The organism is Paenibacillus sp. RS8, from assembly GCF_041956825.1.
GTDB lineage: Bacteria > Bacillota > Bacilli > Paenibacillales > Paenibacillaceae > Paenibacillus_AQ.
Genome location: NZ_CP168131.1, coordinates 5861677 through 5883485, shown reverse-complemented (window position 1 = coordinate 5883485; position 21809 = coordinate 5861677). Strand labels below are relative to the sequence as shown.

Genomic DNA, 21809 nt, shown 5'->3' with positions numbered 1-21809 from the left:
ACTATGAATTTACTTAATGAAGTTGATCAAGCTTTAGCAAATCAATTAATAGATGTTCGAAGAAACCTGCACAGAGAGCCTGAATTAGCTTATGAAGAATTTAAGACCACTGAGAAATTACGAGAATGGCTGACTAACGCCAATATTCATATTTTAGACCTTCCATTACAAACCGGACTTATTGCAGAGATCGGGCAAGGTAACGGACCTGTTGTAGCCATTCGCTGTGATATTGATGCACTTCCGATAGAGGAACAGACTGGATTATCTTTTGCTTCTGAGATTCCTGGGAAAATGCATGCTTGTGGGCACGATTTTCATACGGCTACGATTCTAGGAGCTGCCTTATTGTTAAAGGCACGTGAAAGTGAATTGCCTGGCAAGGTTAGAGTATTGTTCCAACCAGCAGAAGAAACAGGGCATGGGGCGGAAAGTGTCTTAGCATCAGGAGGACTCAAGGGTGTAGATGCAATATTTGGTCTACATAATTCACCAGACCTGCCAACTGGAGCATTTGGAACTAGAACGGGAGCTTTAACAGCAGGTGTTGATCGGTTTGAAATCACAGTAAAAGGTGTCGGCGCTCATGCGGCTACTCCGGAAAAAGGTGTAGATTCCATTGTCACTGCGGCTCAGATCATTACGTCGCTACAAACCATTGTTAGCCGCCAAAATAGCACCACTGAACCAGTTGTGTTAAGTGTCACCAGAATTAATGGGGGCTTCACATGGAATGTATTGCCGGAAAAAGTGGAATTAGAAGGTACGGTGCGAACTTATAATGAAGAAATTCGTGGCCAAATTCCAATCCAAATGACTCGAATTATTGAAGGGATTGCTGCAGCTGCAGGGGCAGAAGCACAGCTACATTGGTATCCTGGTCCGCCAGCAACGATAAACGATGGGGAATGGGCTGACTTTACCAAAGAGATCGCCTCACATGTCGGATACGAAGTACATGATATTCCTCCACAGATGGGTGGAGAAGATTTCTCCTTCTATTTACAACAGATCCCGGGTGCTTTTGTAAATATAGGTTCAGGTCCAGCGTATGCTTTACATCACCCTCGTTTCGATGTCGATGAGGCTGCGATCTTACCTGCTGCGAAGTACTTCGCTATATTGGCAGAACAAGCGCTAGTGAAGCTACAGGTTAAAGCTTAATTAATCTCCTTGACCTAAATCCTAAAGATGATTGAGAGGAATGTATATGATTGAACTAAAGCAGGTCTCCAAAACGTTCACACGGAAAGGGATCACGATTGATGCTCTTAAAGGGATCGATCTAAAGGTCGATAAAGGTGATATTTTTGGGGTTATTGGCTATAGTGGTGCGGGGAAAAGTACATTAATTCGTTTAGTCAATTATTTGGAAAGACCGACAGAAGGACAAGTATTTGTTGCCGGGCGTGATTTAGGAACCTATAACGATAAAGAGTTGCGTGCGGCTAAGAAGAATATCGGCATGATTTTTCAACATTTTAATCTATTAGAATCTAAAAAAGTATTTGATAATGTAGCGATTCCTCTGGTTCTTCTAAAAAAGAATAAGAATGAAATCCGCCAGCGTGTACAAGAGTTGCTAGAGTTTGTTGGATTAAGTGACAAAGCGGGGAGTTATCCCAGTGAATTGTCAGGTGGGCAGAAGCAGCGTGTCGGGATTGCTAGAGCACTTGCCTCGAATCCATCTATCCTTTTATGTGATGAAGCGACTTCTGCCTTAGATCCACAGACAACCCATTCTATTTTACAGCTATTAAAAAAAATCAATGCAGAGTACAACATTACTGTGATGATCATTACACATGAAATGTCTGTCATTCAAGAGATTTGTAATAAGGTAGCAGTCATGGAAGAAGGCCGGATTATAGAGCAAGGAAGCGTACTAGATGTATTCGGTAGCCCCAAGCATAAGACCACTCAAAATTTTGTGAAGACAGTTATTCAGAACAGCATTACACCGAGCGTGCAAAAAAACATTAAAACGGCGCCTGGCAGTGTGCTTCATAAGCTTAATTTTGTTGGTGAAAGTGCATCTGAGCCTATTCTGTTCGAAATGATTCGTTCCTTTGATGTGATGGTCAATATTTTATTTGCGAATACGACGGAGATTCAGGAAACGACACTGGGCACAGTAATTATTCAATGCAGTGGAGATACAGCTGAAATTAACAATGCGTTATCTTTCTTAAAACGTCATGGAGTCGGTGTAGAGGAGGTAGAATCTAATGTTTTCGACCACATTAACAGGTGATCAATTTCTGCAGGCGATTATTGAAACGATTCAGATGGTTGGCGTCTCCTTGTTTGTTGGCTCTTTGATTGGGATTCCTTTTGGGATATTGCTTGTAATCACTCGTCCTGGTGGTGTTTTGGAGAACAAAGCGCTTTACGCCATACTTAATCCAATTATTAACATCATACGTTCTCTGCCTTTTATTATTTTACTTGTGGCAATCGTACCTTTCACACGTTTGATTGTTCATACTTCGATTGGGACAAGCGCAGCGATCGTACCATTAATTATCTATATTGCTCCTTACATTGGACGTTTGGTAGAGAACTCCTTGCTTGAAGTGAACCCGGGAATTCTTGAAGCCGCCGAAGCGATGGGGGCTACGCCATTTCAAGTAATATGGTACTTTTTATTGCCAGAGGCGGTTGGATCATTAATTCTGTCTTTGACGACGGCAACGATCGGGTTGATCGGTGCAACTGCAATGGCTGGTACGGTTGGAGGCGGCGGTGTCGGAGACTTGGCGATTGTATATGGATACCAACGTTTTGATACGGTTGTCGTGGTAGCTACCGTGATCATTCTCATTATTTTAGTGCAAGGCATTCAATCCTTAGGTAACACGCTAGCGAGAAAAATTCGCCGTTATTAGTCATTACATATTCCGGGAGGGAGTTTGGCAGATGAGTGAATGGAGTAAGCAAGATCGATTTAAAGCAATATTATCCGGTGAACAGGCAGATCGTCCAATTGTAAGTGGGTGGCGTCATTTTATCGACAAAGAACAAACAGCAGATGACCTAGCACAAACTACGATTTCTTTCACGAAACAATATGATTGGGACTGGGTCAAGATTAATCCTAGAGCGACTTATTTGGCGGAAGCTTGGGGCAATCAATATGATTTTACGGACTATCAGACTGTATTTCCTAGGCAGCAAACGACTGCGATTCCATCAGCGGCTAATCTATGGGATATTGAAGTCAAAAAGGCTGTGCATACAGCTTCCTTGGCAGAACACTTAGACGGGGTTAGAAAAATTCGTCAAGGACTACCTGATACCCCACTAATCCAAACGGTATTCTCTCCATTGACTGTGTTGCTATTTATTGTAGGGCGTTCTGCTTATGTTACAAAAACAGTGTTTGGCATTGAGCATCCGGTAACTTTGGAGTCGTTATTTAAGGAGCATCGTGCGGCAGCACACCATGCGTTACATGCAATTTCATTAACCTTAGCCGATTATGTACAAGAGCTGCAGCATGTGGGTTCTGACGGTTTGTTCTACGCTGTGACAGGCACCGCTCATCCAGGATTATTTAATGAAGCCATGTTTGATGAGTTCTCCAGACCCTATGATTCTATAGTCTTAGAAGCTGCAAGCTATGGCAAAAACATTCTCCATACTTGTGGAGCCTATGCACAGCCTGAGAAATTTAATGATTATCGAATTGATGGGATCAGCTGGGATACTGTAGCCGAGGGGAACCCAGGTTTAGTGGCGGATCTCAAAGCTACTAAAGTAGGTGGCGTCGATCATGGGTTGTTCGCTGTAAACGATATCGCACAAATTAAGCAGCAGGCTAAAGAAGCATTGACATTAATGAAAGACCAGCCTTTTATTCTTTCTCCAAATTGCGCTATCCCGCTTAATGTGACGGATGAGGCGTTAGCACAACTAAAACAATCTATATTTGAATAGGAGATGAAGTTATGAAAAAGTTGATAGTAGTGTTGATGATTGGGGTTCTAGCGGTGTTGACGGCTTGCGGGAATAGTCAATCCGATAATTCCGGAGATAAGAAGAAGCTTACCATTGGATTTGGTGTGGGAACTTATGAGGAGCAATTCCGCCAATCGATTCTACCCATCCTAGAGAAACAAGGCTATACCGTTGAAATTAAGTCCTTTTCACAAAATATGCAGGTCAATCCAGCGATGAAGGAAGGCTCTATTGACGCAAGTATCTTCCAAAGCACAGCATATATGGAGGCAATCAACAAAGAAATCAAAGCAGACATGGTAGGAATTGCTTATGCGCCTGGTGCACCACAAGGTCTTTATTCCGTAAATCATACAACACTTGACGATGTTAAAGATGGTACAACCGTAGCTGTTCCGAATGATCCGGTTAACCAAGAGCGTGCACTGCGTATCCTTGAAGAATTGGGTTGGATCAAGATTAAAGATGGCGCGGGCGTAGCTGATTTTAACATCAATAGTATGGAGCCGGATAAATATAACATTGATATTAAAATATTGGATCCTGCTCAAATCCTTGTTTCACTGCAAGATGTTGATTACGGCGTTGTAAACGGGAATTATATTGCTAATTCGGACAGAAAGATTACGGATGCCTTGAAAATAGAAAATACACCTATGGAACACAGGATTATCGTATCGGTTAATAAAAAGGATGAAAATACACAGTGGGCGAAAGACTTGAAAGCCGCTTATGAATCTAAAGAGTTCGAAGAATATATTCGTGGAATAGAGAAATATGATGGTTTCATTCTGCCTGAAGCATGGGACAACAATTAATGAGGGATGTGAATGTTGTGACACAAGAGAAGATCCATTTTATTGGTGGAGGACAGATGGCGGAAGCGATCATTCGTGCATCTATATCCAATAACACCCTGTCTGTAGATCAAATTAGTGTATCAGACATTAATGAGACCCGTCTTCAGTTTTTGAATACCAAATACGGAGTAGATACGAAAAGCTCGCAAGAGCAAAGCCTAGCTACAGCAGATCTGATTGTGGTTGCGGTGCGGCCACAGGATGATTTGACTACACTTGGACAAATTGTACAGCAATTTGCTACATCCACTGCCGCAATCGTATCGATAGTAGCGGGTGTGACGAATGAACAATTAGCCGGGTATTTTGGAGCTGATCGTTCCATAATCCGAGTTATTCCCAATACTTTGACGGATACAGGCTACGGATATAGCGGTGTTGCGTTAAATGCTCACGCTACGCGCGATCAAGTGGAGCATTTCTTACTCGGATTTGGTAAGGTGCAATATCTGGATGAGGCATTGATGGATATTTTCACTGGATTTGGTGTGGCTGGCCCCAACTATATTTATTATTTCATTGAATCTTTTGTAGATGCAGGTGTACTTGCCGGACTGCCGCGTGAGCAAGCCTGGAAGGTAGCGCTGGAGAACGTTATGGGATCGGTTGCTATGCTGCAGCAGACAGGACTGCATCCAAGACAACTGCTTGATATTAATAATTCACCAGGCGGTGTCGGAATGCATGGCTTGTTCGAATTAAATAACAGTGATTTCGCAGCAGGTCTGCAAAGAAGTGTTCTGGCAGCTGTGAAGCGTACTACTGAGCTGGGAGTGAAGTAATCATGGCAACGGTGAAATGGGATCATTTAGTACACTACGTCAATGATCTGGCCAAACCGGTTGAGATTTTTGGAGATCATGGATTGATTGCTTTTAAGGGAGGCTCTCATAAAGATTGGGGCACATATAATTCATTAAGTTATTTCGGGCTGACCTATCTCGAATTTCTGGGTATTGAGAATCTTGAGCTAGCAAAGGCGACGGAACATAATCTAGTGGTGCAAGACGCGGTAAAACTTCTGCCTGAGCATGAAGTCTTAAGCAGAGTAGTCATCCGGACAGATGATATTGAAGAAGTAGCGTCTTCCCTGAAAGCAGCGGGTTTATCATTATCTCCAATTATCGATGGGAAGCGTCTAGATAATGAGGGAAGATTAATCGAGTGGCGCATGATGACTATCGGTGGTGACTTTCAAGGCCTAGTCTATCCGTTCATCATTCAATGGAGCGGAACAGAAGCAGAGAGGTTAGAAAGATTAACTTCGTCTGGAGTCATCCGGCCTCATACTGCTGGTCATGTCGAAATCGTGCGCGCTGTATTCCATGTCTCTGACCCTGCAGCTACTGCTAACCATTGGGGAACGTTATTCGGATTGCCTGTAACAGAGTCAGACGACAGTACTTTTATCCTTACGATTGAAGATAAGTCTTTTGCTTTCGTGCAAGGGGATGAGAACCAGTTCAAACAGGTGGTTTTTGAAACGGATTCGTTAGCGCTGAAAGGGAAGACGATTCAGATCGGTGACGGGGAGTATGTTTTTGTATAAGGCATTAGTCTCTTTATAATGTAAGATAAAAAGACTTGCTCGAAGGTATTGATACCTCGAGTAAGTCTTTTTGCTATCCATAGACTTATACTGAATAGCTATGTTTGTGTGGTATAAACATGTTTGCCCACATCATTCAACAAGTGCTTTAGCTTGATTGATAGTTTGCTAAATAGGATATGATAACTTTTTCAAGTACAGATAATCGGCAGTCATCGAAATATCGTTGTTGTCACAAAACGACTCCTTATCTCGTTTTATATGCAGACGGAATAAGGAGTGGTTGCAATGAAAGAATTGACATGCATCGTTATTGGCGGAGGATATGCAGGTATAAATGCAATTAAAGCGATTCGGAAAACATTTAAGGGGCAAGCAAGTAAACGAACACTCCGACTTATTTTAATCGATAAGAACCCTTATCACTTTCGCAAAGTATTGCTTTTTAAGCCCGCGGTCAGAGATGAAGAGATTACTATCCCTCTGACTAGGTTATTTCCCGAGGGGGTTGAATTCGTTCAGGCTACTGTAACGAAAATCGAATCAGAGGAAAGAAGGCTACTCTGTCAGGATGCTGTAGGAAATAAGAATTCGATAAAATATGACTTCCTCGTTCTGGCGGTGGGCAGCGTCGTGCGGCAACCCGACCCTGATCAAGGAGGTATGGCATTAGCGAGTTTAGACGCTGCGTGGAAGATCCGAGAGGCATGGCGCGCGAATATAAAGAAAGCTGTAAAGGAAAAAAGCTCGAAAGAACGTCAGAGATTAATGACCATTGCCGTTGTTGGAGCGGGCATAAGCGGCATCGAGACATCTGCCGAACTAGCTTATTTTTTTCGTGATGATGCGATATCATTGGGACTTGACCCGAATGCTGTAAGGATAAATTTATTTAACGCGAATAAGAGACTTTTCCCAGAAGGCCCGGCAAAAGTAGGGCTTAAACTGGAACGTTCACTTGACGCTATCGGAGTAACTACCTTACATGGAAGTAGGGTGTTACAGGAGAAAGAGGGAGTGCTAACCTTATCTAACGGCGAGACGATGTCCGCTGGCCTATGTGTCTGGACGCTGGGGCTGTTACCCAACCCAATGCTGCAAAGCATCGGGTTACCGATCACTCCGGAAGGATACGTGATCGTAGATGCAAGTTATCGAGTTCAAGGGGCCCAGGGTGTATACAGTATCGGCGACTGCGCGCGAATCGTAGACCCTGCTAGCGGACGGGTGGACGGGAAGACGTGTAAGGAAGCGACCGCCCAAGCAGCAAGGCTTGGAAAGATTTTATCGGCGGATATTGCAGGGCGTCCGGCACCCATGCATAAGGAATTTATTTACTTTTTTTGTTTTGCCTTAGGTCCGGAGCAGGGAATGGTATGGACACATCAATGGGGGTTAGATATTATTTTTTCAGGAAAGCTGGGTTGGCGAATAAGGAAATTCACATGGGATTCGGCAAGTCTGTTAAAATAATGTAAACAGAGGGTTAGTGGAAAAGGGTGGAATTTTAAGATGCAAGAGTTATATGAGCATTATAAAGGGCTGCTTTTTACGCTTGCCTACCAACTGACTGGATCGGTCTCCGATGCGGAGGACGCTGTGCAGGACGTATTCCTGAAGTTGTATGATGTAGAGCTGGATCGATTGGTTGAACCTAAAGCATATTTGTGCAAAATGGTAACTAATCGCTGTCGGGATTTATTCAATTCGGCGCGTAAGCGGCGGGAACAGTATTTTGGGCAATGGCTTCCTGAGCCCCTTCTTACTCCGAATGATGAATCGTTTGAATCGGTTGTTCAAGGCGAGCTGCTGTCTTATGCTATGCTCGTATTGCTTGAAAGGCTGTCCCTTACGGAACGGGCAGTGTTCGTGCTTCGTGAGGCGCTCGGCTTTGAATATGCTAATATTGCTGAACTCGTTGGCAAAAGCGAAGCGAATTGCCGCAAGCTGATCAGCCGTGCGAGAGGAAAAATGGGGATTACCCCCGATGAACCAGTCAATCCCGAAGCTGCAAGCGAAGAGTGGGTCCGTCGACTCTTAGCGGCTCTCGAACAGGGTGACGTGGATAGGGTTATATCCATGCTCGCCAAAGATGTCGTGTTGGTCTCAGATGGAGGGGGTAAAGCCTCTGCCGCCGTCCATCCTATTGAATCGCGCGATCTCGTCGCCCGTTTCCTTCTCGGCTTAACTCGTAAGGCTCCTCATTACGAAGGAGGCATGCATGTAGAAATGAGGGATATAAATGGCCAAACAGGACTCGTTGTCCGTTCAGGAGATGGCATCGTTACTGTTGCGCTAATGCATGTCGAGAGAAATTCGATTCGCAACTTATACTTTGTTAGGAACCCAGATAAGCTGAGGCATTTATTGAAATGAACAGAGGATTTGAAAAAATCGCCGTTAGAACCGTTATGGAGATGTGGGGGAGCGAGCCTAAATAGGCTACGCTCCTTGTCCTTAACTCCGGTAACACTAACGGAGTTGATTAGTAATAACAAGGAGTTATGTTATGCCAAAAAATGATAATATGCTAACAATTCTATGGATGTTGAATTCGGGAGAGAAATTGACTGCAAAGCAAATATCGGAAAAGTTAGAGATAAATATAAGAACAGTTTATCGGTATATTGATGCACTATGTGTCAGTGGCGTCCCTATCATATCCGACACAGGGCACAATGGCGGGTATAGCTTGCTGCACAATTTTATCAAATCTCCTCTGCTATTTAGTATTGATGAAAAAAAGACACTGCTTCATGCTGCCCAATTTGCAAAAGAAGCCGGATATCCTTTGAGTGAGGCATTAGAGAATGCAACATCCAAGTTGAAAATGTATTCGAATCAGGAGCAGGAAAGTAGACTAAGCCATCATTTAGCCGGATTTGAAGTAATAAACCGCAGGGGATACCCCGCTGTTCAGCCGGTATTGCAGGAATTGGAGCACGCTGTTGCAAATGAATGGTCTGTAGAAATTTCTTATCGTAACAGTCATGAAGAGCAGTCCCAAAATAGGGTAATAGACCCCTATGGCGTGGTTAATTGGAACAATAAGTGGTACACAATTGCATTTTGCCACCTGCGGAATGAGATCCGCAGCTTTCGGGTAGAACGAATTCTGAACATCACACGCACGCCATTCTCATTTAGGCGTCCCAATGATTTTTCAGCGCGTACTTTTTTTATGAAAAATCTGTTACCAGATGTAGTAGGTAAGTCCGAATTAATTTCTTTAATTATTGGTGGCAGGGCAGAGGCGTTGGATGATTTATGCATACATTGGTTTATGGAGCATCATTTGCAGGAGCGGACATCAACGCAAGCATTTTTTTTACTTGAGGAAGAATCACTGTATGCATATGTTCCGTATATAATTCTTCCCTATGGGAAATCCATTCAAGTTATAGAGCCACAGAATCTAAAGAATAAACTTGTGGCGGTTGCTTCAGAGTTAATGGAATATTATCAAGTTTAACAACTTCACTGACAGTAGATGTCAGTGAAGTTGTTTTATTATAATGATAACCACTCATTAAAGATGAATGGTTGCTGTTACCTAATAAACTTTATGAGGAGCACTTAGAAATGAATAATACAGTATATCTTTATGTGTTTGATACCATGTCCGATTGGGAAATAGGTTATTTAGCCGCCGAGCTGAACTCTGGAAGACACTTCAGACAGGGGCTGGCTCCAGCAAAAATAGTCACCGTTGGGATAGAAAAGACTCCAGTAACTACAATGGGCGGATTGAAAATAATGCCTGACATTAAAGTGGATGAGTGCAGCATTAAAAGCGTAGATGCACTGATTTTACCTGGTGGAAATACATGGACAGAAGCTATTCACGTGCCCATATTAAAAATTGCCGAGATGTGTTTAAAGGAAGGGATAGTAGTTGGAGCAATTTGCGGTGCTACCTTAGGACTTGCTCAAGCAGGATTGTTAGATTCACGTTGGCACACAAGCAATGATTTGGCCTACCTTAAAATGATTTGCCATTCTTACACGGGCGAAGAATATTACAAAATGGAATCTGCTGTCACCGATGGGAAATTGATTACCGCGTCCGGAGTAGCTCCATTAGAATTTTCTGTTCATGTTTTAAAAGCTCTAGATGTATTCTCTCCAAAAACATTAGACGCTTGGTATCGTCTTAATAAAACTCATGAACCTAAATATTTCTACGAGTTAATGAATTCAATCCAATGACAGTATAGGAATATAAGGGATGTGAAGTGCTGTGTGTTGTTGATTCACGAATAATGTCTGAAGGCCACAAATTAATGGAGGATATAACAAAAGTCCATCATATCTTATCGGATAGGTCTTTACTGGGGTGACTGTTGCAATTCCGCCGTTTATTCTACCTCACTAAGAATCTTTTCGATTTTTTCGAAGCGGGTTCGAATTTGCGACAATTCCTTATCATCTACTTGGGAGACATTAGCGCTAAATGTTGGGACCAATTTCGCTATTATTTCCAGCGTGAGTAGGATATTAAAATCCGTCAGCTCATGTTAATTAGGTGATAGTCCATACTTTTAGAATAGTGGTGCATATGATGTTTTAGGAAGTAAAAGGGAGGGATAATCAATGAGCTGTGGAGTTGGAGGCAGATTCACTTCTACTGGAGAAATTTTGGTTCTTTATATCTTATTGGTAATTATATTATCTGCTTGTTTCTTTGTATAATAGCAGGCTATCAGAATGAACAATAGCCACTGTTCCAAGGCTATTGTTCTTTTTTTGCAAATGTTGATGGACATGCCAATCCTTTATTTCGTTCCAATAACGAGAATAAATCCGATGTATTCATGATAACGGTCCATTATACTGTTGTACTTACTGATCACTTCCCAAATCGTGTGGTCAAGAAAAGGAATCAGCATCCATTTGTTGATAATGGTCTGGATGCTCTATAAGATCCTCACTTGATTTAGGAAACAAGAAGGGACCATCGATCTGGGAATGATTGAATCCTGTTGCATTTACTAATGCTGACCAATCACTAATATTCCATAGCTTTTCAATATGATAAAAAGTAGTGATCTCTTGATTGATTTCTGTGGGTATAGGTTTATATTGGACCATTTCTCTGTCAAAAAGCTTGCCCCCAGTCCGTAAAACCCTATAATATTCCGAAAATGCTGTATCCCTATCAGTGAATATAGATACAGACTCAACAAGAATCACATCAAATGACTCGTCAGGAAAAGGCAGCGAGCTTGCATCCCCTACTAAGAATTCAATGGAAGCATTTTCTTTTTCAGCCCGTATTTTTGCTTTTGAGATCATATCCGGTTGAATATCTACACCTGTTACATCATGACCCTGTGCAGCTAAATAACAAGAGCTTCTGCCGGTTCCACATCCAACTTCAAGAATTTGGGAGGCAGTGGGTAGAGGATATTGTTCAAATTGCTTTAAAGTTGCAGTAAACCCTCCAGGGTGAGCATTCCCAACCCCTAATTTAGCCAGCATATTCAAATATTCCATGAGTTTAAATTCCTTTCACTGCGGGTTATATTTTATAATATGAATGGAAATCAACATTGTACCGCAATGTTGATTATTACTGACTTAAGGACATACATAAAAAACCTTTTAGGATTCGAAAGCGCTGAATGGAAAGAATTTAAGAACGGGGAGCATAAAACTTTTGATTTGTGTACAAAACTCAATAGCCAGATCGTCAAGCAATGTATGTAATTGCTCGGTGGTCTGGCTTTTTTTGCGTGAAAGGATATGATTACGCTGCCTAAGATCATTGACAATTAATGTTAAATTGGTGTATTGTAAATGATAAGTAGTAAGTAGTAAGTAGTAAGTAGTAAGTAGTAAGTGAATCACACGCTCGACATTCGGAATAAATATCATCATCCAGTAAATACGAATTTATGGATAGGGGTGGATGGTTATGATGGATTTAAAATTAGCGCCGAGTTTCTCATTGATTGCGCTAAATGCACAGAGAAGTCTTCATATGACTACTGTCAAGAAAGTGTCTTTACGCTGTATGGCGGCTGCGGTTATCTTGGAGCTTTACTTAGAGGAAAGTATTACGCAATCTGAGTACAACTTAATTTTGCATAAGGAAGCTCTTGAGCAATCTCATTCAACTCTTTATAGAGAAACTGTTCTACAACCCTTATTTCATAATAGTGCTGAGGTGAAGGGTGACCTGAATTGGTGGTTAAAAAAGGCATCCATGCCGTCTAACAATCAATTGAAAAAGTTTGAAACCGCGATTTCAGATTATCTTAAAGCAATGAATTTGCTTGAAGATATCCCAAGTCTGTTAGGGAGCGACATGTTTTTTGACTCTGCTGAAGTTGAAGTTAGAGCTTATCGCAGTAATATGCAGGCATACACAAGCATTACAGAGAACATTCGGGCAGAAATTTTGGAAGAGGGTCCTGTAACGGATGAGGTCATTTGTATGTTATGGCTACTTCGTGAAAGTGGATGTATGCATGCTTTTTTCTCGCTGAATGAATTAGAAAAGGTAAATATCAAACTACATGAACTATACCAAAGTAATTTATGGGCAAAGGCTTTATTTTCTATACAAATTCGCCATGGAATTGAGTTAGGTCTTAAACGTTTCTTAGAATTGAAGACAAAGTTTGCGAAGACATTTATCGGTAGCAGTATCAACCTAATCTTCCCTGCCCTAGAGCGTTCACGAGCTGTCTTTATTGAAACAGAGTCTTGGTTTGATAATTCTAATCAAAGACTAGACGCAGTTATTACAAGATTAGAGTCCTATGGACATGAAGTTAAGGTGATGGAGAGAGGATCGATTGCGACTCTTAAAATTGATAATTTGTTATATGATGCGATCCCGCATTTTGTAATGATGAAAGTGCCAATTCAAGGTGTGCGTATTGTTCCGAAACGCCCGCTGTAAAGGAGTTGGTAATCAATGTCTAGACAACGTACCATGGAGAATATTTTGGCGTCAGAGTATGTATCTATAGGTGAATTGGTAAGAATCACAAATGCCCGTTACAGTACACTCAAACATTACACAGAGGAAGGCATGCTGCCCTTTGAACAGGCGGAGGAGAATTTAACACGCAGATATAAAAGAGAGGAAACCGTCGCACGCATTCTTTGGATCAAAGAGATGAAAGCCAACGGTTTATCTATCCCACAAATGAAAGAAGCTTTAGGAATGAAATAAACACTGGGAATTCCGGTGTTTTTTTCTTTTTTTAGTCAAAGAATTTAACATTCTCTGATAACTACGTACCAATCATCCGAACGAAATGCTCAGCCGCAACAGATAGCTTTCTATCCCGTCGTACTGCAAAACCTATACTGCGAGGTAAAAGCGGATCGTCTAGCTTCAGCTCATAAAGTTTTCGACTATGAATATCCTCTTGCACGAAAGAACGGCTAATAAAAGCAGCCCCGTACCCTAATCTAGCGAACTCTGCTAGCAGTTCTATACTCCCCAACTCAATATCTGGAATTACCGACAGTCCCTTAGCTGCAAACCATTGCTCTACAAATACTCTTGTACTGCTCCCCTGTGAAAATAGGATTAACGGCAGCTCTGACACTTCTTTCATGGTTAATGAACGATTCGCTATTTCTTTATAGGCTTCACCAACTACAAAACAATCCTCCAACACCGCGAGTGTCTGGATGTTTAGCAGTGGATCTTGAAGAGGCATATGTACAAAGGCGCAGTCGATCTCACCATCTTTTAAACGCTTAGTGATATCGGGTGTCTTCCCATGTGAAAGCCGAATTCGTATACCTGGGTATGTGCTATGAAAGGTGTTCAACTGCGGCAACAAAAGATGCTTGATCAGATAATCGCTAGCTCCGATGCGTATTTCTCCTTCATTTAATTGCTTCAAGTTCTTCAGATGTTTTTGTGCAGAATCCAGCATAGTAAAGGATTGCTCTACATATTCGAAAAGAGCTCGCCCTTCTTCTGTAAGTTCTACACCTTTGGATAACCTGTGAAACAGCTTCAGCCCCAAGGCCTCTTCCATCTGTTTAATGGCATAACTCACAGAGGGCTGTGTAATATGCAGTTCCGCTGCTGCTTTTGTTAAATTTCGATGACGTGCCGTTTGCCAGAAAATTCGATACCATTCTAAGTTGAACATGGTGGTATAGATCACCTCTATATCATTATAGTGAAAATACGATTTCATTTATTTCATTTCATTTATTATAATCAGTCTAGAGGAATAATTCAAAGGGGTGGATGTAATGGAATCCAATCAACCGGACTTAGAAGCGCGTTCTCCTTGGTCAACAAATAGCGATAAACAAGTAGTGAAGGTTAGTCCAGCGGAAGCGGCAATCAATGGGACGATAATTATATCAGGGAGCAAAAGTCTGACGAATCGGGCCTTGATAATCGCTGCTTTAGCTGAAGGACGTTCAGAAATAAAGGGAATATTAAGAAGTGACGACTCTTATTGGTGTATTGAATCCTTAAAGAAACTTGGAATTTCCGTTGTGATAGATGAAGAGACAGCAGTTGTCGAGGGATGTGGAGGCAATTGGCCGAATCCGACTGGGGAACTATATGTAGGAGCGGCAGGCACAGTTGCGAGATTCTTACCCGCTGCACTCGCGGCAGGGAATGGCACTTGGACAATGAATGGAAGTAAACGACTGTGTGAGCGACCTCTGGCGCCATTACTCGACGCATTAACGAACCTTGGCGCACAGTTTGAGTATAAGCAAGCCGAACGCTGTTTACCTTTTACATTAGAGACACAAGGTCTGCAAGGAGGAAAGGCAACACTACCCGGCTCTACTTCAAGTCAATTTATTAGCGGATTGCTGCTAGCTGCACCGTATGCCAAAGAACCGGTAACCGTGTTTATTGATGGTGAAGTTGTGCAAAGAGACTATGTCGAGATGACTCTTGCTATGATGGCTTCATTTGGTGTAACACCAGAAGCCTCTCAGGATGGTCACTCGATAACAGTTCCAACGGGAAAGTATCAAGGTCACACGATTACTTTAGAGCCTGATGTATCCACATGCTGTTACTTTTGGGCGGTAGCTGCGCTTACGGCAGGGCGTGTACGAATTGAAGGGATCAATGCTAGCAATACAAGTCAACCTGATATCGAGTTCTTAGACGTTCTGGAGTTAATGGGCTGTACCGTTCTTCATGGGGAGAACTATGTTGAAGTACAAGGTGTCCCACAGATTAAGGGTGGATTCACAGTGAGTATGAAGAAATGGTCGGATCAAACACTAACTGTGGCTGCTATGGCTATTTTTGCCGACGCTCCAATCACTTTGAAAGATGCTACGCATATCAGACATCATGAATGTGATCGGATATCCGCGATATGTGAGGAAATTAGTAAGCTCGGAATCCGTGTGGATGAGTTTGAGGATGGCCTAACGGTATATCCGGGTCAGCCTATTCCCGCTTTGCTAGATTCTCACGACGATCATCGCATGGCTATGGCGCTTTCTTTAATCGGCTTGAAGATTGAGAATATTCAGATAATTGACCCCGGTTGTGTCTCCAAGACCTGTCCAGATTATTTTGACAGATTGTCAGCGTTAGGTGTACAGATCCAATATTAAATAAGGGGTGCATATATAATGGCAGGAAATACATTCGGTGAAGTGTTCAAAATTACAACCTTCGGTGAGTCACATGGTGTGTCGGTAGGTGTCATAGTGGATGGTGTAACACCTGGCGTTGAGATTAACGAAGCTTATATTCAGAAGCAAATGGATCGGAGAAAACCGGGTCAATCTTCAGTGACTACGCCTCGTAAAGAATATGATGTTGTCCACATACAATCAGGAGTATTTGAGGGTAAAACAACAGGGACACCACTCTTTGTAGTTCTACAAAACCACGATATGAGGCCAGAAGCGTATAGTGAGATACAGGATGCTTTTCGGCCGGGCCATGCCGATTTTACTTATTTAGAGAAATACGGCATCCGGGATCATCGCGGTAGCGGACGTGCTTCAGGCAGAGAAACTGCGGCAAGAGTGGCTGGAGGTGCAATAGCCCGTAAGCTGTTAGAGAGAAGAGGCGTGCAGGTAGTAGCATACTCACAAGAAATCGGTGGTATAAAGTGTGAATCCTTCGATGAGGAGATTATTGAACAAAATGCTGTCCGCGCCTGTGATCCGATTGCAGCTGCCAAGATGATTCAAAAGATTGAGCGGTTAGCTGAGGTTGGAGATAGCTGTGGAGGTATCGTGGAATGCCGCATTCGTGGCGTAATTCCGGGTCTTGGAGAGCCGGTTTTCGATAAATTGGATGCAGAACTGGCGAAAGCCATGCTGTCCATTGGCGCAGTTAAAGGGATAGAATTCGGAGCTGGCTTCGAAGCGGCAACGATGCTGGGGAGTGAGCATAATGATGCGATGAATAGCGATGGTTTCCTTACCAATCATTCCGGAGGAATCATCGGGGGAATTAGCACCGGACAAGAAATCGTATTTCGGATTAGCGTAAAACCGACGTCTTCCATCTCTGTACCACAGCAAACGACTAACATCAGAGGCGAAGAACAAGAGATACGCACTGAAGGTAGACATGATCCATGTATTTGCCCGAGAATTGTCCCTGTTGTAGAGGCTATGGTCTGTTTAGTGCTGGAGGATCAGTATAAACGACAAGCTGCTATGCTTGGATAAATCAAGAGTGGCATAATGTTAATGTTTGATTTGATATCACTTCCATAAAACCCCTTATATATAAATATTGGGGATATCTAATAAAAGTTTCACACGTACCTGTCATTGATGAGATGTTGGTGAAAATCAATTTTTCAAAGAAGCTTCTGTTGATGTTATGACGGGAGTTTTTTTGTTTGGAAGTATGGATTTAGTGATCCTATTCTTACATTTAATGGTATGATAAAAGTGAGCTTTAAAAGGGCTGTTTAAACACGATGGGTTTGAATTGTTGTTCTTATTTTTACGGACTTCGTAAATATTACGTTATGTGCAATTGCCAAAAAAAATTGGAGTGAATATCAATGGAGTTTAGACCTTCTAATTATTTGCTAGATAATTTTATCTCTGCGGATCTATCCAGCTTAACTGAAAATAATACTATTCCATATAGTAATGAAGTACAGTGGGTCAATGTTTTTTTGTTAAATGCTACTCTAAGATATCAATATGAAGAAAAGCAAAGAATATATTTGATGAATCTTTTAAGAAGAATAGAATCTACATTCCATCAGTATAATACTGGAAGTTATTTACTAGATGATTTTCTATGTCACGATAAAGTAAGTATATCTACATATTTATCAGCAGTTGTTTGTATTGAGACTTCGATTTCCCATCTGTATCAGGCATATATGCTAGGTAATAAAATGGTTGATGAAGTTAATAAGTTGTTTATAAAAAATGAGGGTTCTTCTATTGATAGACTTAATACACTTTATAATGTATCGAAACACTATGACAGCACTATAAGTAGTGGCATCATAGAGGAATTAAATAGTATACCTATTTGGATAACGAATCAAGGAATTAAATCCAATAAGGTCTTTCTAGATTTTAAGGAATTACATGCAATGATGGGTGAAATGGAGTTTATAGCAAATGAATTAATAAAATAATTAAGATTGCATATTCAAGGAGTTGGAAACCAACAAATAGTAACGTATTTACGAATTAATCTTCGCCCTTGTTCGCGAGAAGTGGAAGGTAAGGATGTTTTCAGCTCATAACCCTGTGAATTTAAATCTGTCTGACCCGGCACAGTGCATTTTTAAGCTTTCGGGTTCGTGAATATAAGAACGTTACGTGGAAGATTGTGATAAATAACTAGTAGTAGGTGAGGCTATGAAGACAGATCCATGGAATAATTTTTTGAATCCTGAAATTCTCAAAGGAAATTTGATCAAGTCTTCAATGTTTATTACTGCATTTGAGCTATTAAAAGACAGTATAATTGCTCACCCCGAAACTTTCTTTACAGATGGGTTTGACTCAAATGGCTGGATAATTAATGAAAACTATCGAACTAAAGTTTTATCGAGGAATAAGAGTCCTCTATATGCTTCTCTAGATTGGTTTAAAGAAATGGAGGTCATTAAACAAGAAGATATAGAAAATTTCAATAAATTGAAAGACTATCGTAATAAACTCTCTCATGAAATGGGAAATAGTATTTTTCATGGAATTAATGATGAGGAGCACTATAAATTATTTATTGATTTGATTAATTTGTATGAACATATTGATAAGTGGTGGATACTCAACTTTGAACTAGCTATTGATACGGACATAGATATTGAACAAGTGGATGAAGTGCATTCGGGACCTGTTTTGATGTTGAGGGTAATGTTAGATATTGTTTTATCAAATGAAGAGGAATCTTGGAAATACTATAATGATTATCTGAAGGGATTTAAAGATTTGTAGTTTGTCTATGATTCGAGGTCACAATCCATCACACAACAACGCATTCACGCATCGGGCCATACGACCCTTGGAACTCCAGAAGTGAAGAAGCTAGGAAGCGGAATCAGACGTGTGAAGTTCTTGTTTATTGGTGAACGCAAGATTTAATTATGATAACAAAGAAGTTTTTAGTGTTGAAGGTGATCCTGATTTATTCGCAGTTTCAAGCCGTGAAAGCTCAAATTTCATTTCGGTCAGTTATTGGTATATTCATAATGATGTGCTTAAGATGATGAAGAGCCCAGAAGGGTATGAGGGCTATACATCCTGAAGGAGAATATTAAATCTGTTGGAACCAATAAATATCAATCGGTAGCTTATTATAACGCAGGCGATGTTTCATGGGTGTTTGATAACTGGATTTTGGATGTATCACATGAAAAAGCACTGACGTTTACTTAGCAACGTTCTAAGGAAGGCCAAAATCACTTTGATTGATTCCAGAAAGAGAAAAGAATATATTGTAATAAAATAATGAAGCGTGCAAAAGGAGTTGATGAAAGAAATGGCAGTACCAGGTTATCAAGATTTTATGTATCCATTTTTAAATCAGTTAAAGGATGGAAACGAATATAAGTTGCAAGAAATATATGTGTTGCTATCTAAATACTTTCACTTAACGAATGAAGATGTAGCAGAACTTTTACCAAGTGGAAAGCAAACATTGTTACATAATCGTATTGGATGGTCCAGAACATATCTATCAAAAGCAGGTCTAATTAAAGTGGTGAGAAGAGCTGTATTCAAAATTACAGATGATGGATTGAAAGTATTGGCAGATACCTCTGTCACTAGGATCGATAATAAGTTTTTAAGTAGATATCAGAGTTTCAATCAGTTTGTAAATAATGTGGATAAACCAAATATTGATGTAGTGGAGAATGACAGAACTCCTTGGGAAATTATTGATCACAATTATAATATTTTAAAAAATGAACTACAAGATATGATTTTAGAAAAGATAATGGAATGCTCACCTGCTTTTTTTGAACGATTAGTGGTTGATTTGATTGTAGCTATGGGTTATGGCGGTTCTGTAAAGGAAGCAGGTAAAGCAATAGGCAAATCAGGTGATGAAGGAATAGACGGGATTATTAAAGAAGATGTGTTAGGTTTGGACATGATCTACTTGCAAGCAAAACGATGGGGCATAGAATCTAAAGTTTCTCGTCCTGAAATTCAGAAATTTGTAGGGAGTTTGGTAGGTAAGAAAGCATCTAAAGGCATTTTTATTACAACAACTAAGTTTTCAAAAGATGCTCGAAACTATGTAGACTCAATTGATAAGCGAGTAATACTAATTGATGGGCTAGAACTCACGGATTTAATGTTCACCTACAACATTGGTGTATCGAATGAAGAAGTATATATAACTAAAAAACTTGATTTAGACTTCTTTGAGGAGTAAACAGTGTTTTTAGAAATCGATCATTGCGTGGAATAACACTTTTACAATTACTTTGAGGTGATAGAATGATTGAGAGTATTTGGAAGAGGATTAGTGAAAATGAAGGTGAAGTTTTTAAGCAGAAAAGAGGTGCTGAGTTTACGTACGAGGTTAAGGGGAATTCTATAAAACTAAGCAGAACGAATAGAATAGTCTCTAAAAACACTTTTATCGAAGCATTGAAACATATACCGCTTGATAACACTGTGCCACTACAACATCTTCAGGGTCCATCATATTTGTTTGCGATACTTATGGACAGTAGAATACGTAAAGATAATTGGTAATGTTTTGATAGTGGGAATTTAAAATGTCATTTTGGACACAGCCTCTCGTTAGTGTCTTTTTATCGTACAATGGGTAATAATAACAATGGCATATTTAGTACAAGGAGGCTATATTAATGGCACTCAAAGAAGGTAAATAATCTAACCGATTAATTAATGGAAATCCCCCTATTTACTGCAACACGCTTTTAATCCTGTAGATTGGTATCCATGGAGAAATGAGGCTTTTGAAAAAGCACGCTCTAAAAATAAGCAGATTTTCCTCTCTATTGGATATAGTTGTTGTCATTGGTGTCACGTCGGTGAATTCCACTTAGTAATTTCAGCAAGTCCATTCGTTCATCTCCTCTTGAATATGCCTTCCTCCTTCCTGCTAATCTTTTATACAGTTAACCCTCATAGGCAATGTGAGAAATGGTTTTATTATGTCGCTTCTTAAGCTGATATCGTTCAATATTATCTAACAGGGGTAAAACTATCAAATTTATTTAGTGGATATGGTATTATATACCTATAGTTTCTAAGGAGGGATGATCCGTGGGAGGATACTCAGAAGAATGGGAGAGAGAAATTGTCAGACTTAGAAATTTGGAGATAAAAGACGGAAGGTTGAAATGGGAGGAATACATAAGGCATCTGTTTCCGATTGAAATTCCAAGTAAGTTCGAATGGATTAATTTGGAGTCAATTTTAAAAGTACTCGCATATGTCCCCTTATATAATATCCCTGCACATATTTTTCTTCCAACTGGTGGTGGGTTAGAACTTTTTTCTGTAGAGCGGGTTGCTGAAGAGGGATGTATTGGCTTGAGTCAGCAAGGTGGCTGCGTGACAATTATGAAACCTAAAAATCTCACTTTTTATTCTTTTGGAGAAGAACTGCAATGGGCTTACTTTCGTTTAGAATCGGATCCCCTTAAACCAGCGGGCATTTATGAGAAGGATTTACACAGTCAAAGCGAAGAACTAACCGAGCTAGGGCGAGGTGTTTATGAAGACAGATCTTACTGGGAGGAGGGGAATATGGGCTGGGATCAAGATGGAGAAATACCCCTTCCTCAAGAATCAAGACTAGTTTCGAGAAGATTTAGTGGGAGTTATGTGATCTTTGGTAAGTATTCTGATTATAATCTTGATAACTCAACTTATGATGCAAGGCATAACAGAATGACTCCTGAGAAATTTCGAGAGTATATAGACAGACAATATATTAGATAATAGCCAGCTTTTAATAAAGTGGACGAAGAAGAAAGATTTGAGAAAATCTA

23 protein-coding genes and 1 pseudogene are annotated in these 21809 nt (G+C 40.7%); 22 read left to right on the top strand and 2 right to left on the bottom strand.

Features of this window, described 5'->3' with window-relative positions; translation table 11 throughout:
* Positions 1-3: 3 nt before the first annotated feature.
* The 12 genes from ACDZ28_RS27765 (at position 4) to ACDZ28_RS27710 (ending at position 11061) form a co-directional block, all read left to right on the top strand.
* Entirely contained in the window at positions 4-1164 is a 1161-nt protein-coding gene (locus tag ACDZ28_RS27765; protein ID WP_375103327.1) for an amidohydrolase, read from the top strand.
* A 46-nt stretch (positions 1165-1210) separates the two neighbouring features.
* Positions 1211-2254 carry a methionine ABC transporter ATP-binding protein gene (locus ACDZ28_RS27760; RefSeq protein WP_339287219.1) on the top strand — a complete coding sequence of 348 codons (1044 nt, stop codon included), beginning with the start codon at positions 1211-1213 and terminating at the stop codon, positions 2252-2254.
* Complete coding sequence (locus tag ACDZ28_RS27755; RefSeq protein WP_042129057.1) at positions 2229-2888, top strand: methionine ABC transporter permease; 660 nt, start codon at positions 2229-2231, stop codon at positions 2886-2888. The genes ACDZ28_RS27760 and ACDZ28_RS27755 overlap by 26 nt, the downstream gene beginning before the upstream one ends.
* Before the next feature lie 31 nt (positions 2889-2919).
* Complete coding sequence (locus tag ACDZ28_RS27750; RefSeq protein WP_375103326.1) at positions 2920-3939, top strand: uroporphyrinogen decarboxylase family protein; 1020 nt, start codon at positions 2920-2922, stop codon at positions 3937-3939.
* A gap of 11 nt (positions 3940-3950) precedes the next feature.
* A complete protein-coding gene (locus tag ACDZ28_RS27745; protein WP_042129053.1) occupies positions 3951-4778 on the top strand; it encodes a MetQ/NlpA family ABC transporter substrate-binding protein in 828 nt (275 codons plus the stop codon).
* Complete coding sequence (proC, locus tag ACDZ28_RS27740) at positions 4763-5602, top strand: pyrroline-5-carboxylate reductase (RefSeq protein WP_249923637.1); 840 nt, start codon at positions 4763-4765, stop codon at positions 5600-5602. The genes ACDZ28_RS27745 and proC overlap by 16 nt, the downstream gene beginning before the upstream one ends.
* Positions 5603-5604: 2 nt before the next feature.
* Positions 5605-6369: a VOC family protein gene (locus tag ACDZ28_RS27735; RefSeq protein WP_375103325.1), complete on the top strand. Its 765-nt coding sequence runs from the start codon at positions 5605-5607 to the stop codon at positions 6367-6369.
* A 288-nt stretch (positions 6370-6657) separates the two neighbouring features.
* Positions 6658-7842, top strand: coding sequence for an NAD(P)/FAD-dependent oxidoreductase (locus ACDZ28_RS27730; protein WP_375103324.1), 1185 nt, complete (start codon positions 6658-6660; stop codon positions 7840-7842).
* Between the two features lie 39 nt (positions 7843-7881).
* A complete protein-coding gene (gene sigJ / locus ACDZ28_RS27725) occupies positions 7882-8745 on the top strand; it encodes an RNA polymerase sigma factor SigJ (RefSeq protein WP_042129044.1) in 864 nt (287 codons plus the stop codon).
* A gap of 133 nt (positions 8746-8878) precedes the next feature.
* Positions 8879-9841 carry a helix-turn-helix transcriptional regulator gene (locus ACDZ28_RS27720; RefSeq protein WP_375103323.1) on the top strand — a complete coding sequence of 321 codons (963 nt, stop codon included), beginning with the start codon at positions 8879-8881 and terminating at the stop codon, positions 9839-9841.
* Between the two features lie 110 nt (positions 9842-9951).
* The gene (locus ACDZ28_RS27715) at positions 9952-10578 is read left to right on the top strand and encodes a type 1 glutamine amidotransferase family protein (protein WP_042129040.1); all 627 of its coding nucleotides are present in this window, start codon (positions 9952-9954) and stop codon (positions 10576-10578) included.
* Positions 10579-10962: 384 nt separating this feature from the next.
* The gene (locus ACDZ28_RS27710; protein ID WP_139328621.1) at positions 10963-11061 is read left to right on the top strand and encodes a sporulation protein YjcZ; all 99 of its coding nucleotides are present in this window, start codon (positions 10963-10965) and stop codon (positions 11059-11061) included.
* A gap of 177 nt (positions 11062-11238) precedes the next feature.
* On the opposite strand, the gene ACDZ28_RS27705 is transcribed toward ACDZ28_RS27710, so the two are convergent.
* Positions 11239-11865 carry a class I SAM-dependent methyltransferase gene (locus tag ACDZ28_RS27705; protein ID WP_375103322.1) on the bottom strand — a complete coding sequence of 209 codons (627 nt, stop codon included), beginning with the start codon at positions 11863-11865 and terminating at the stop codon, positions 11239-11241.
* A gap of 421 nt (positions 11866-12286) precedes the next feature.
* Between ACDZ28_RS27705 and ACDZ28_RS27700 the strand changes: the two genes are divergently transcribed.
* Positions 12287-13279, top strand: coding sequence for a hypothetical protein (locus tag ACDZ28_RS27700; RefSeq protein WP_341113726.1), 993 nt, complete (start codon positions 12287-12289; stop codon positions 13277-13279).
* A gap of 15 nt (positions 13280-13294) precedes the next feature.
* Complete coding sequence (locus tag ACDZ28_RS27695) at positions 13295-13555, top strand: helix-turn-helix domain-containing protein (RefSeq protein ID WP_042129035.1); 261 nt, start codon at positions 13295-13297, stop codon at positions 13553-13555.
* A gap of 61 nt (positions 13556-13616) precedes the next feature.
* Here ACDZ28_RS27695 and ACDZ28_RS27690 read toward each other — a convergent pair whose 3' ends face one another.
* Positions 13617-14495: a LysR family transcriptional regulator gene (locus ACDZ28_RS27690; protein ID WP_375105426.1), complete on the bottom strand. Its 879-nt coding sequence runs from the start codon at positions 14493-14495 to the stop codon at positions 13617-13619.
* 106 nt (positions 14496-14601) lie between these two features.
* Here ACDZ28_RS27690 and aroA point away from each other — a divergent pair, with 106 nt between their 5' ends.
* From aroA to ACDZ28_RS27650, 8 genes and pseudogenes are all read left to right on the top strand, one after another.
* Positions 14602-15948 carry a 3-phosphoshikimate 1-carboxyvinyltransferase gene (gene aroA, locus ACDZ28_RS27685; protein WP_375103321.1) on the top strand — a complete coding sequence of 449 codons (1347 nt, stop codon included), beginning with the start codon at positions 14602-14604 and terminating at the stop codon, positions 15946-15948.
* 18 nt (positions 15949-15966) lie between these two features.
* Complete coding sequence (aroC, locus tag ACDZ28_RS27680) at positions 15967-17022, top strand: chorismate synthase (protein ID WP_341113719.1); 1056 nt, start codon at positions 15967-15969, stop codon at positions 17020-17022.
* Between the two features lie 344 nt (positions 17023-17366).
* On the top strand, positions 17367-17960 hold the full coding sequence (locus ACDZ28_RS27675; protein ID WP_375103320.1) for a hypothetical protein: 594 nt from the start codon (positions 17367-17369) through the stop codon (positions 17958-17960).
* A gap of 226 nt (positions 17961-18186) precedes the next feature.
* Positions 18187-18768, top strand: a complete 582-nt coding sequence (locus ACDZ28_RS27670; protein ID WP_375103319.1) for a hypothetical protein — start codon at positions 18187-18189, stop codon at positions 18766-18768.
* Between the two features lie 130 nt (positions 18769-18898).
* The gene (locus ACDZ28_RS27665; protein WP_375103318.1) at positions 18899-19078 is read left to right on the top strand and encodes a hypothetical protein; all 180 of its coding nucleotides are present in this window, start codon (positions 18899-18901) and stop codon (positions 19076-19078) included.
* A gap of 234 nt (positions 19079-19312) precedes the next feature.
* Positions 19313-20215, top strand: a complete 903-nt coding sequence (locus ACDZ28_RS27660) for a restriction endonuclease (RefSeq protein ID WP_375103317.1) — start codon at positions 19313-19315, stop codon at positions 20213-20215.
* A 478-nt stretch (positions 20216-20693) separates the two neighbouring features.
* Positions 20694-20848, top strand: a pseudogene (locus ACDZ28_RS27655) (DUF255 domain-containing protein); the annotation flags it as partial.
* 230 nt (positions 20849-21078) lie between these two features.
* On the top strand, positions 21079-21759 hold the full coding sequence (locus tag ACDZ28_RS27650) for a hypothetical protein (RefSeq protein ID WP_375103316.1): 681 nt from the start codon (positions 21079-21081) through the stop codon (positions 21757-21759).
* Positions 21760-21809 lie beyond the last annotated feature (50 nt).

Coding starts and splice junctions, on each gene's coding strand:
- ACDZ28_RS27765 (WP_375103327.1), top strand. CDS start 4: ATGAATTTACTTAATGAAGTTGATCAAGCTTTAGCAAATCAATTAATA.
- ACDZ28_RS27760 (WP_339287219.1), top strand. CDS start 1,211: ATGATTGAACTAAAGCAGGTCTCCAAAACGTTCACACGGAAAGGGATC.
- ACDZ28_RS27755 (WP_042129057.1), top strand. CDS start 2,229: ATGTTTTCGACCACATTAACAGGTGATCAATTTCTGCAGGCGATTATT.
- ACDZ28_RS27750 (WP_375103326.1), top strand. CDS start 2,920: ATGAGTGAATGGAGTAAGCAAGATCGATTTAAAGCAATATTATCCGGT.
- ACDZ28_RS27745 (WP_042129053.1), top strand. CDS start 3,951: ATGAAAAAGTTGATAGTAGTGTTGATGATTGGGGTTCTAGCGGTGTTG.
- proC (WP_249923637.1), top strand. CDS start 4,763: ATGGGACAACAATTAATGAGGGATGTGAATGTTGTGACACAAGAGAAG.
- ACDZ28_RS27735 (WP_375103325.1), top strand. CDS start 5,605: ATGGCAACGGTGAAATGGGATCATTTAGTACACTACGTCAATGATCTG.
- ACDZ28_RS27730 (WP_375103324.1), top strand. CDS start 6,658: ATGAAAGAATTGACATGCATCGTTATTGGCGGAGGATATGCAGGTATA.
- sigJ (WP_042129044.1), top strand. CDS start 7,882: ATGCAAGAGTTATATGAGCATTATAAAGGGCTGCTTTTTACGCTTGCC.
- ACDZ28_RS27720 (WP_375103323.1), top strand. CDS start 8,879: ATGCCAAAAAATGATAATATGCTAACAATTCTATGGATGTTGAATTCG.
- ACDZ28_RS27715 (WP_042129040.1), top strand. CDS start 9,952: ATGAATAATACAGTATATCTTTATGTGTTTGATACCATGTCCGATTGG.
- ACDZ28_RS27710 (WP_139328621.1), top strand. CDS start 10,963: ATGAGCTGTGGAGTTGGAGGCAGATTCACTTCTACTGGAGAAATTTTG.
- ACDZ28_RS27705 (WP_375103322.1), bottom strand. CDS start 11,865: ATGGAATATTTGAATATGCTGGCTAAATTAGGGGTTGGGAATGCTCAC.
- ACDZ28_RS27700 (WP_341113726.1), top strand. CDS start 12,287: ATGATGGATTTAAAATTAGCGCCGAGTTTCTCATTGATTGCGCTAAAT.
- ACDZ28_RS27695 (WP_042129035.1), top strand. CDS start 13,295: ATGTCTAGACAACGTACCATGGAGAATATTTTGGCGTCAGAGTATGTA.
- ACDZ28_RS27690 (WP_375105426.1), bottom strand. CDS start 14,495: ATGTTCAACTTAGAATGGTATCGAATTTTCTGGCAAACGGCACGTCAT.
- aroA (WP_375103321.1), top strand. CDS start 14,602: ATGGAATCCAATCAACCGGACTTAGAAGCGCGTTCTCCTTGGTCAACA.
- aroC (WP_341113719.1), top strand. CDS start 15,967: ATGGCAGGAAATACATTCGGTGAAGTGTTCAAAATTACAACCTTCGGT.
- ACDZ28_RS27675 (WP_375103320.1), top strand. CDS start 17,367: ATGGAGTTTAGACCTTCTAATTATTTGCTAGATAATTTTATCTCTGCG.
- ACDZ28_RS27670 (WP_375103319.1), top strand. CDS start 18,187: ATGAAGACAGATCCATGGAATAATTTTTTGAATCCTGAAATTCTCAAA.
- ACDZ28_RS27660 (WP_375103317.1), top strand. CDS start 19,313: ATGGCAGTACCAGGTTATCAAGATTTTATGTATCCATTTTTAAATCAG.